The organism is Luteimonas cucumeris (genome assembly GCF_007830035.1).
Taxonomy (GTDB): domain Bacteria; phylum Pseudomonadota; class Gammaproteobacteria; order Xanthomonadales; family Xanthomonadaceae; genus Luteimonas_C; species Luteimonas_C cucumeris.
This window is the reverse complement of record NZ_VLKN01000005.1, coordinates 323,845-333,568: the sequence shown is the minus strand read 5'-3', so window position 1 is coordinate 333,568 and position 9,724 is coordinate 323,845. Positions and strand designations below refer to the sequence as shown.

Here is a 9,724-nt window from a genome sequence, read left to right as displayed (position 1 = left end):
CCCGCGACTTCTCCTCGTCCCGGCGCGCCCCGCCGATGGCCGCATCGAAACCGTGCGCATCCAGCGCCTGCTTCAGCGCCTGGGTCTTCATCACGTCGGTGTGCACCGTGGCGCCATGGCTGATCGGGCCGACGCCCTGGGCCAGGCCGTCGGGGTTGGTGTGCACGTGCAGCTGCACGCCCGTCTCGGCCACGCGCCGGTCGCGAAACGCGATCATCTCGCCGAACTTCCAGCCGGTGTCCACGTGCAGCAGCGGGATCGGCGGGCGCGCCGGATAAAACGCCTTGAGCAGCAGGTGCAGCAGCACCGAACTGTCCTTGCCGATCGAGTACAGCAGCACCGGATGCCGGCACTGCGCCGCCACCTCGCGCAGGATGTACAGGCTCTCGGCTTCGAGACGGTCCAGGTGAGTGAGGATTTGCGGTTGCGGGCGCGCCGCCGGGCGCGAAAGCACCGGGCCGTGGGCGACGGCGTTTTCGCAAACCGGATCGAAGCTGGGCACGGCGTTCATCGTAGTCGAGTCATGCGGACGCCACGGCTGCAGGCGTCACGGTCTGGAATGGGCAGCGAGTATCCAGCTGCCGTCGACGACGCCGGAAATGAGGGCGGGGCATATGCGTATGCCGCATCGTGCTTTCCCTTGGACGAGGGGCGCGGACTACGTTGCAACTCCGCACCCTCCTGCCATCGCCACGATGTCCTCGCCCGCTGCCAACTTGACGCCACTGCGATCCGACGCGCCTTTCCCGGACGGCAAGGCGGACCTGCTGGCGCAGCTGACCGAAGGCCTCGACAGCGAGCGGCTGTGGTGGCTGTCCGGCTATGCGGCCGGGCTGGCGCGCGCCAACACCGCTCCGGCCCGCGCACTGCAGCTGGCCACGCAGCCGGCAGCGGCGAGCGAATCGGCAACGATCGCGCAACTCACCATCGTCTACGGCAGCCAGACCGGCAATGCCAGGCGCGTGGCGGAAACGCTGGCGCAACGGTTGCAGGATGCCGGCATCGCCGTGCGCCTGCTGCGCGCCGATGCCTATCCGACGCGCGAACTGAAGCAGGAACGCTACCTCTACATCGTCATCAGCACGCAGGGCGACGGCGATCCACCGGATGACGCACGCGGCCTGGTCGAGTTCATCACCGGCAGGCGTGCACCGGCGCTCGCCCAGCTCAACTATGCGGTGCTCGGCCTCGGCGATTCCAGTTACCCACAGTTCTGCGCGATCGGCAGCCGCCTCGACGAACGCCTGGCCGAACTCGGCGCCACGCGCCTGCTCGAACGCGGCGACGCCGACCTGGACATCGACACCGTGGCCACGCCCTGGCTGGGCCGCGCACTCGACATCGCCGCCGATGCGTTGAAGGCACAGCCGTTGCTCGCCACCGTCACGCCGTTGCGCGCGACCACCGCCAGTGCCATCGGCAGCCGCGAACACCCTTACGCCGCCGAACTGCTCGCCAACCAGCGCATCGCCCTGGGCGGCGACAAGGACATCCGCCATATCGAACTGTCGCTGGCCGATTCCGGCCTGCGCTACGAACCCGGCGACGCGCTGGGATTGTGGCCACGCAATCCGCCGGCGCTGGTGGCGGCGGTGCTCGATCACCTCGCACTGGACGGCGATGAAGTGGTCACGCACGAAGGCGAATCACTGCCCCTGCACGCCTGGCTCGGCGGCAAACGCGAGCTGACGAAACTGGCGCGGCCCTTCGTCGCCAGCCATGCCGCGCGCAGCGGCGATGCCGCGCTGCAGTCCTTGCTGGCCGGCGACAACGCAACGGCGTTCGGACGCTGGCTCGACGGCCGCCAGCTCATCGACCTGTTGCGACAGCATCCCGGCGACTGGTCCGGCAGCGAGCTGGTGCAGGCATTGCGGCTGTTGACGCCGCGCCTGTATTCGATCGCTTCCAGCCAGAAGGCGGTCGGCGACGAGGCGCATCTGACCGTAGCGCATGTCGAGTACGCGAGTGCCGACGGCGAACTGCGCTGGGGCGCCGCGTCGCACCTGCTGGCTGCCAGCGAAGAAGGCGCAACACTGCCAGTCTACATCGAGCGCAACGAGCGCTTCCGCCTGCCTGCCGATGCCACGCGCGACGTGATCATGATCGGGCCCGGCACCGGCGTCGCGCCGTTCCGTGGTTTCGTGCAGGAGCGCGCGGCGATCGGCGCCGGCGGCCGCAACTGGCTGTTCTTCGGCAACCCGCATTTCCGCAGCGATTTCCTCTACCAGCTCGAATGGCAGCGCGCGCTCAGGTCAGGACAGCTGCATCGTCTCGACCTCGCCTTCTCGCGCGATGCCGCCCTCGTGACAGGCCCGCACAGGGACGTGCGGGCAACGACGCCGCGTCGCACCTACGTGCAGCAGCGCCTGCGCGAACAGGGCCGCGAACTGTACGCATGGCTCGAAGGCGGCGCGCACCTCTATGTCTGCGGCGCGATCGCGATGGGCAAGGACGTGCACGCGGCGCTGCTGGACGTGATCGTCGAACACGGTGGCAGGAGCATCGAGGACGCCACCGAACATCTGGACGTCCTGCAGCGGCAGGGTCGTTACGCACGGGACGTTTACTGATGGGCGCGCATTCGGTCGAGGACATCAAGGCCGGCAGCCGGCGCCTGCGCGGCTCGCTGCTGGACAGCCTGGCCGACCCGGTCACCGGCGCATTGCGCGAGGACGACCAGGTGCTGATCAAGTTCCATGGCAGCTACCAGCAGGACAACCGCGACGTGCGCGAACAGCGCCGGCTGGCGAAACTGGAACCGGCCTACAGTTTCATGATCCGCACCCGCACCACCGGTGGCGTGGTCACGCCCGCGCAATGGCTGCAGCTCGACGCGATCGCCTGCACCTATGCCGAGCGCGGCCTGCGCATCACCACGCGCCAGGCCTTCCAGTTCCATGGCGTGATCAAGACCGAGCTGAAGGCGACGCTGCAGGCGATCAACGCCGCGCTGATCAACACCATCGCCGCCTGCGGCGACGTCAACCGCAACGTCGTGGTGGCGGCCAACCCGTTGCAGTCGCGCACGCATGCGGCGGTGCACGCGCAGGCCGTGGCCGTGTCCACGCACCTGCTGCCCAATACGCGCGCCTACTACGAGATCTGGCTGGACGAGGAACGCGTCGCCGGCAGCGGCGAGGAAGCCGAACCGATCTACGGCCACACCTACCTGCCGCGCAAGTTCAAGATCGGCTTCGCCATTCCCCCGTACAACGACGTCGACGTGTTCGCGCAGGACCTGGGCTTCATCGCGATCATCGAAAACGACGAGTTGCTCGGCTACAACGTCAGCGTCGGCGGCGGGCTCGGCGCCAGCCACGGCGATGCGGAGACCTACCCGCGCCTGGGCAGCGTGATCGGCTTCGTGACGCCGCAGCAGGTGATCGTCATCGCCGAAGCCGTGGTCGGTGCGCAACGCGATCACGGCAACCGCGTCGTGCGCAAGCGCGCGCGGCTGAAGTACACCATCGACGACCACGGCCTCGACTGGTTCAAGTCGGAAGTCGAACGCCGCGCCGGGTTCCCTCTCCCACCGGCGCGGCCGTTCGATTTCCGCCACAACGGCGACCGCTTCGGCTGGGTCGAAGGCGAGGACGGCCGTGGCCATCTCACGCTGCGCATCCCGGCCGGGCGCATCGTCGATGGCACACTCGACGACCGTGGCGCGGAAGTCCGGCACCTCAGCGGCCTGCGCGAGATCGCGCGACTGCTGGCCGCGCACGATGATGGCAACGGCAGCGAACTCCGGATGACGCCGAACCAGAACCTGGTCATCGCCGGCATCGCCGTGCCCTTGCGCGCGCGCGTCGATGCGCTGGTCGCGGAGCACGATCTCGACGCGTATCGCCGCGCTAGCACGCTGGCACGACGCGCGCTCGCCTGCGTGGCATTGCCGACCTGCGCGCTGGCCATGGCGGAAGCCGAGCGCTACCTGCCCGACTTCGTCGCCAGGGTCGACGCGTTGCTGGCGCGCCACGGCATCGCCGATGCGCCGATCCACCTGCGTCTCAGCGGCTGCCCGAATGGTTGCTCGCGGCCTTATCTCGGCGAGATCGCGCTGATCGGCAAGGCGCCGGGCCGCTACAACCTCATGCTCGGCGCCGACCATCGCGGGCAACGGCTCAACGTGCTGTACCGCGAGAACATCGTCGAAGAGGAAATCCTGGCGTCGCTGGATCCGCTGTTCGCCGACTACGCCGGCCATCGCGGAACCGATGAAGGCTTCGGCGATTTCCTGGTGCGACGCGGCACCGTCGTGGTGCCCGCATCGCACGCGCGTTCCAGCATTCCCATCCAGCTCGATCCCGTCGAGATCCACGCATGAGCCCGCCCGACCCGATCACCGCCGCCGAATCCACGCAGGCGCTGGCCGAACTCAATCACTGGCTGTCGCGACGCAGCGCCGAGGCACGCGTGGCCTGGGCGCTGGAGAACACGGCCGGTACGCATGCGCTGTCGTCCAGCTTCGGCGCGCAGTCCGCCGTTTCGCTGCACCTGGTGACGCGGCGACGACCCGACATCCCGGTGATCCTCGTCGACACCGGCTACCTGTTCCCGGAAACCTATCGTTTTGTCGACGCAATGAGCGAACGCCTCGCGTTGAACCTCAAGGTCTACCGTCCGCAGATCGGCATCGCCTGGATGGAAGCGCGGCTGGGCCGACTCTGGGAACAGGGCATCGACGGCATCGACCGCTACAACCGCCTGCGCAAGGTCGAACCGATGCAGCGCGCGCTCGACGAACTGGGCGTGCGTACCTGGATCGCCGGCCTGCGTCGCAGCCAGGCGCGCACGCGTGCCGGGATCGAGTTCATCGAACTGCGCGACGGCCGCTGGAAACTTCATCCGCTCGCCGACTGGAGCGATCGCGACGTGTGGAACTACCTGCAGAAGCACGACCTGCCCTATCACCCGCTATGGCATGAAGGTTACGTTTCGATCGGCGACGCGCATACCACGCGCCGGCTGGAACCGGGGATGAGCGAGGAGGACACGCGCTTCTTCGGCCTTACCCGCGAATGCGGATTGCATCTGGAAGCATGATGCGATCTTCCGATCGCAACGAAGCCCGTAGCGTGCGCTGTGCGCACGACGTGGAGCGCAACGTGCGCACAGCGCACGCTACGAGTGCTGCGTCGAAATATTCCTGACGTCCGGAATCGCAGCCACGAAAAAGCCCGGCTGCCGACGCAGCCGGGCTTTCCGGATGACAGGATCAGGCCCGTGCGATCACGCCAGCGCCTTGCTCTTCAGCCTGGCGAATTCGTCGGCACTGATGGTGCCGGCGTCGAGCAGCGTCTTGGCTTCGGCGATCTGCTCCGCTGGCGACTTGCCGGCCACGCTGCGGATGTAGGCATCGGCCTCGGAGCGGGCCTGCTGCACGGACGCGACCTGGCGTTCGGCCATGCCGCGACCGCGTGCGAGCACGTACACGAACGCGGTCAGGAACGGCAGGAAGATCAGGAAGATGAACCACAGCGCCTTGGAGAAGCCGCCGAGACTACGATCCCGGAACAGGTCCACGACGATCTGGAACAGGATGATGAGATACGCGATCAGCACGAAGCTGGTGAACAGCAGCCACATGAAGTCCCAGAAATTGGCCATACGAACTCACTCCCCGTAAAAAAGTAGGCGATCGCGACATCGCAATCGCGATCATCAGTCGGAACAGGCGCATGAAAACGCCTTCCCGCTGGCGCGCTTGGAGCGTACGGCGCGGGCGTGAAGGGTTGGTGACGGTCCGGCGCGTGCCGCGCGGATTTGTGCGACGCGTTGCTGGCTACACCGTGATCGGCTGGCTCAACTCGACCCAGTCCGGAGGCCGCGGCCAGTCGGGAGACTGGTTGCCTTCCAGCACGCGCCGCAGGTCGCGGCGATCGAGTTGCGGTGCCAGTCCGTGCAGCAGGGCCAGCGCGTAATCGCGCAGCACGCGGCTGCGCGGAATCACCGTCCAGGTGACGCATTCGGGCAAGGCCACCGGCGCCGGCAACACCTGCAGGTCGGCGTCCTCGCGCTGGCCCACCGCCATCTCCGCGAGCAGCCCGGCGCCGAGCCCGGCACGCACATAGGTCTTGATCAGGTTCGCGTCGCGCGCGGTCATCGCCACCTGCGGCTGCACGCCTTCGCCGGCGAAGGTGCGTTGCAGCGAGGAGTCCGGCTGGTTGGAGGATTCGTAGCTGATCAACGGATGCTCGGCCAGTTCGCCCAGCGTCGGCGCACGACCGAGGGACGCCAGTGCATGGCCACTCGGCACCAGCAGCACGCGCCGCCAGCGGAACAGTGGCACGGCGACACCGCCCGGCGGTTCGGCGCCGGCGGTGCTGATCAGGGCGAGGTCGGCATCGCCGCGTGCGAGCCGCTGCAGCACTTCGCCGTCGGATGCGGCCTGCAGATCGACGCTCACCTGCGGGAATTCGCGCTTCATTGCCGCGATCAGCGGTGGTAGCACGTAACGCGCCTGCGTATGCGTAGTCGCCAGTACCAGCCGTCCGACGTGCTCGCCGCGCTCGTTGGCGGCATAGGCGCGGATGTTGCCGGTTTCCTCGAGCACGCGCCGCGCGTGATTCAACACGCGCTGGCCGGCCGGGGCGATGCCTTCCAGGCTGCGGCCCTTGCGTACGAACAACTGGAAGCCCAGTTCGTCCTCGAGTTGCTTGAGCTGCTTGGACAGGCCGGGCTGGGTGGCGTGGACGCGCTCGGCGGCCAGCGTGATGTTGAGTCCGGAGTCAGCGATGGCGACGAGGTAACGCAGTTGCGTGAGGGTCATGACGGCGGGTTCCTGGCAAGGACGAAGCGTGGCGGCAGGCAGTGCGTGCGCCACGACAACACTTCGACATTGGCTGGCCGTAACCGGTCATGACTATCCATCGCTTTATCCGGATGCAGGGATGAACATACCCGGACAGTGTGCGCCTGTCCAGCACCGGCGCTTATGCCGAAAGCGCATGAGCACAGACCGCCACGCCATTTCCCCGGCACGGCCGGCGCCCTTAGCGTCGCAGCCATGTCCACCGATCCTTCCGCCGCGCCGCTGTATCCCCTGTTCGCCGACCTGCGCGGTCGCGCGGTGCTGGTGGTGGGCGGCGGCAGCGTCGCCCGCCGCAAGGTGCGGGCGCTGCTCGACGCCGGCGCCCAAGTGGCGGTCGGCGCACCCGCGCTGGAACCGGCGTTGGCGCGGCTGGCCGCAACCGGACATGTCCGTTATCACCGTGGTCCTTTCGATCCGGCCTGGCTCGACGGCGCCTGGCTGGCGATCGCCGCCACCGACGACACCACGACCAACCGTGCCGTCGCCGCTGCCGGCGATGCTCGGCGGGTCTGGGTCAACGTGGTCGACGACGCCGCACTGTCGGCGTTCCATGTGCCGGCGCGGATCGAACGCGGCCCCGTGCAGATCGCCATCTCCAGCGGCGGCGGCGCGCCGATGCTGACCCGTCACCTGCGCGAAATGCTGGAAACGCAGTTCGACGCGTCGCTCGGCACGCTCGCCCGGCTGCTGGCCCGCGAACGCGAGCGCATCCGTCGGACGCTCCCCGATGTTGCGCAGCGCCGTCGCTTCTTCGACCGGCTGCTGGCTGGTCCGTTGCCGCGACTGCTGCGCCAGCAGCGCACGCGGCGTGCGCAACAGGTGTTCGACGCGGCCATCGCTGCGGACACGACGCGCACCTCGGCCGGCTCGGTGGTGCTGGTCGGCGCCGGCCCCGGCGATCCTGGCCTGCTGACGCTGCGCGGCCTGCGCGCGCTCAACGAAGCGGACGTGATCCTGCACGATCGCCTGGTCAGCGACGAAGTGCTGCAACTGGCACGACGCGACGCCGAGCGCATCGAGGTCGGCAAGCAGGCCGGCGACCACGGCATCGGCCAGCACGGCATCCACGCGCTGATGCTGGCGCGCGCGCGCGCCGGCCAGCGCGTGGTGCGCCTGAAGGGCGGCGATCCGTTCGTGTTCGGTCGCGGCGGCGAGGAACTGCAGGTGTTGCGCGCGCACGGCATCGACTACGAAGTGGTGCCCGGCATCACCGCGGCGCTGGCTTGCGCTGCCCATGCCGGCATACCGCTGACCCATCGCGACCACGCGCAGTCGCTGCGGCTGGTCACCGCGCACGGCCAGGATTCGCTGGACATGCTCGACTGGCGCGCACTGGCGCAGGAGCGGCAGACGCTGGCGGTCTACATGGGTGTGGCGCTGCTGGACACGCTGCAGTCGCAATTGATCGCGCATGGACGTTCTCCGGAGACACCGTTCGCGCTGATCGAGAATGGATCGCGCGACGACCAGCGCGTGGTCACCGGAAGGCTGTTGCAACTCGCCGAAAGCGCGCTGGCGCACGAAGTCCACTCGCCGGCCCTGCTGATCGTCGGCGAGGTGGCGGCACTGGCCGATGAGCTGCACTGGTTCGGCGACAAGCCCTTGCAGGCCACGCCGCAACCGCGGCTGGAGAAGGCCGCGTGAACATCCCGCGGCACTCATGTCAGTCCGGCGAAATCCGAAACACGCTTCGCTGTTGTTCCTGACCAGCCCAGCCACAAGCAATCGCCCCGGCCTTTCTCCGGGGTGACGACACACATCGCTACCACCGAGGTTCCCATGGCCCTTCACGACAGCATCCTCGACACCATCGGCAATACGCCCATCGTCAGGCTCAACCGGCTGGCGCCGAAGCACGTGGCGCTGTACGCCAAGGTCGAATCGTTCAACCCCGGCGGCTCGGTCAAGGACCGCCTGGCGCTGGCGATCGTGCTCGATGCCGAACGCAGCGGCGCGCTGAAGCCGGGCCAGACGATCGTCGAGGCAACCTCCGGCAACACCGGCGTCGCGTTGGCGATGGTCGCCGCCGCGCGCGGTTATCCGTTCGTGGCGGTGATGACCGAAACCTTCTCGATCGAACGGCGCAAGCTGATGCGCGCCTATGGCGCGAAGGTGATACTGACGCCGGCCGCCGAGCGCGGCACCGGCATGGTGCGCAAGGCCGCGGAACTGGCGCAGCAGCACGGCTGGTTCCTGGCGCGCCAGTTCGAGAACCCGGCCAATCCTGCCTATCACCGCCAGACCACCGCCGCGGAAATCCTGCGCGATTTCGCCGGCAGGCGACTGGATTATTTCGTCAGCGGCTGGGGCACCGGCGGCACCGTGACCGGCGTCGGCCAGGTGTTGAAAGTGGCGCGCCCCGAAGTGCGCATCATCGCGTCCGAACCGGCCGGTGCATCGCTGCTCGATGGCAAGGAATGGCAGCCGCACAAGATCCAGGGCTGGACGCCGGACTTTGTCCCGGCGGTGCTCGATCGCGGCGTCATCGACGAGATCCGCGCGATCGACGATGTCGCCGCACGCGACACCGCGCGCCGCCTCGCCACCGAGGAAGGCCTGTTGGTCGGCATTTCAGCCGGCGCCACCGTCGCCGCCGCGCTGCAGGTCGCACAACACGCACCCGAAGGATCGGTGCTGCTGGCGACGCTGCCCGATACCGGCGAACGCTACCTGTCGACCTTCCTGTTCGAAGGCATCGCCGAAGGGTCGGACGATGCGTGGCTGGAAGCGCTCAGCCCGCAGCCGGCCGTGGCCTGAAGCAGCGATCCCGACGATGACGCACCAGTTCAGCCATCTCGACGGCATGCCGGGAACAGCACCGCCAACGCTGGTCCACGATCGATGTAGGGGTTAGACCGCGCGTCGGCCGACCACACGGGCCGGCCATGGCTGTCACCGGATTTCCCACTCCCC

Annotated in this window: 8 protein-coding genes; 5 read left to right on the top strand and 3 right to left on the bottom strand. The window is 68.2% G+C overall.

The window, feature by feature from the left end; all coding sequences use genetic code 11:
• The coding region (gene cysD / locus IP90_RS12410; RefSeq protein WP_144899957.1) for a sulfate adenylyltransferase subunit CysD at positions 1 to 511 on the bottom strand (511 nt) is incomplete at its 3' end.
• A 184-nt stretch (positions 512 to 695) separates the two neighbouring features.
• Between cysD and IP90_RS12405 the strand changes: the two genes are divergently transcribed.
• From IP90_RS12405 to IP90_RS12395, 3 genes are read left to right on the top strand one after another with little or no spacing between them, the layout of a single operon-like run.
• Positions 696 to 2,570 (top strand): assimilatory sulfite reductase (NADPH) flavoprotein subunit, encoded by a 1,875-nt coding sequence (locus tag IP90_RS12405; RefSeq protein WP_144899956.1) that lies wholly within the window; start codon positions 696 to 698, stop codon positions 2,568 to 2,570.
• A complete protein-coding gene (gene cysI, locus IP90_RS12400; protein WP_144899955.1) occupies positions 2,570 to 4,324 on the top strand; it encodes an assimilatory sulfite reductase (NADPH) hemoprotein subunit in 1,755 nt (584 codons plus the stop codon). The genes IP90_RS12405 and cysI overlap by 1 nt, the downstream gene beginning before the upstream one ends.
• Positions 4,321 to 5,043, top strand: a complete 723-nt coding sequence (locus tag IP90_RS12395) for a phosphoadenylyl-sulfate reductase (RefSeq protein ID WP_144899954.1) — start codon at positions 4,321 to 4,323, stop codon at positions 5,041 to 5,043. The genes cysI and IP90_RS12395 overlap by 4 nt, the downstream gene beginning before the upstream one ends.
• Positions 5,044 to 5,229: 186 nt before the next feature.
• Here IP90_RS12395 and IP90_RS12390 read toward each other — a convergent pair whose 3' ends face one another.
• Together IP90_RS12390 and IP90_RS12385 are read right to left on the bottom strand one after the other, a co-directional pair.
• The gene (locus IP90_RS12390) at positions 5,230 to 5,607 is read right to left on the bottom strand and encodes an SHOCT domain-containing protein (RefSeq protein ID WP_144899953.1); all 378 of its coding nucleotides are present in this window, start codon (positions 5,605 to 5,607) and stop codon (positions 5,230 to 5,232) included.
• Positions 5,608 to 5,782: 175 nt separating this feature from the next.
• Positions 5,783 to 6,769 carry a LysR family transcriptional regulator gene (locus tag IP90_RS12385; RefSeq protein WP_144899952.1) on the bottom strand — a complete coding sequence of 329 codons (987 nt, stop codon included), beginning with the start codon at positions 6,767 to 6,769 and terminating at the stop codon, positions 5,783 to 5,785.
• Between the two features lie 237 nt (positions 6,770 to 7,006).
• Between IP90_RS12385 and cysG the strand changes: the two genes are divergently transcribed.
• Positions 7,007 to 8,455 (top strand): siroheme synthase CysG, encoded by a 1,449-nt coding sequence (gene cysG / locus IP90_RS12380; protein ID WP_144899951.1) that lies wholly within the window; start codon positions 7,007 to 7,009, stop codon positions 8,453 to 8,455.
• Between the two features lie 135 nt (positions 8,456 to 8,590).
• Positions 8,591 to 9,568 (top strand): cysteine synthase A, encoded by a 978-nt coding sequence (gene cysK / locus IP90_RS12375; protein WP_144899950.1) that lies wholly within the window; start codon positions 8,591 to 8,593, stop codon positions 9,566 to 9,568.
• Positions 9,569 to 9,724 lie beyond the last annotated feature (156 nt).

Excerpts from the sequence above, each read along its gene's own strand:
- IP90_RS12390 (WP_144899953.1), bottom strand. The coding sequence starts at position 5,607 with ATGGCCAATTTCTGGGACTTCATGTGGCTGCTGTTCACCAGCTTCGTG.
- cysK (WP_144899950.1), top strand. The coding sequence starts at position 8,591 with ATGGCCCTTCACGACAGCATCCTCGACACCATCGGCAATACGCCCATC.
- IP90_RS12405 (WP_144899956.1), top strand. The coding sequence starts at position 696 with ATGTCCTCGCCCGCTGCCAACTTGACGCCACTGCGATCCGACGCGCCT.
- cysG (WP_144899951.1), top strand. The coding sequence starts at position 7,007 with ATGTCCACCGATCCTTCCGCCGCGCCGCTGTATCCCCTGTTCGCCGAC.
- cysI (WP_144899955.1), top strand. The coding sequence starts at position 2,570 with ATGGGCGCGCATTCGGTCGAGGACATCAAGGCCGGCAGCCGGCGCCTG.
- IP90_RS12385 (WP_144899952.1), bottom strand. The coding sequence starts at position 6,769 with ATGACCCTCACGCAACTGCGTTACCTCGTCGCCATCGCTGACTCCGGA.
- IP90_RS12395 (WP_144899954.1), top strand. The coding sequence starts at position 4,321 with ATGAGCCCGCCCGACCCGATCACCGCCGCCGAATCCACGCAGGCGCTG.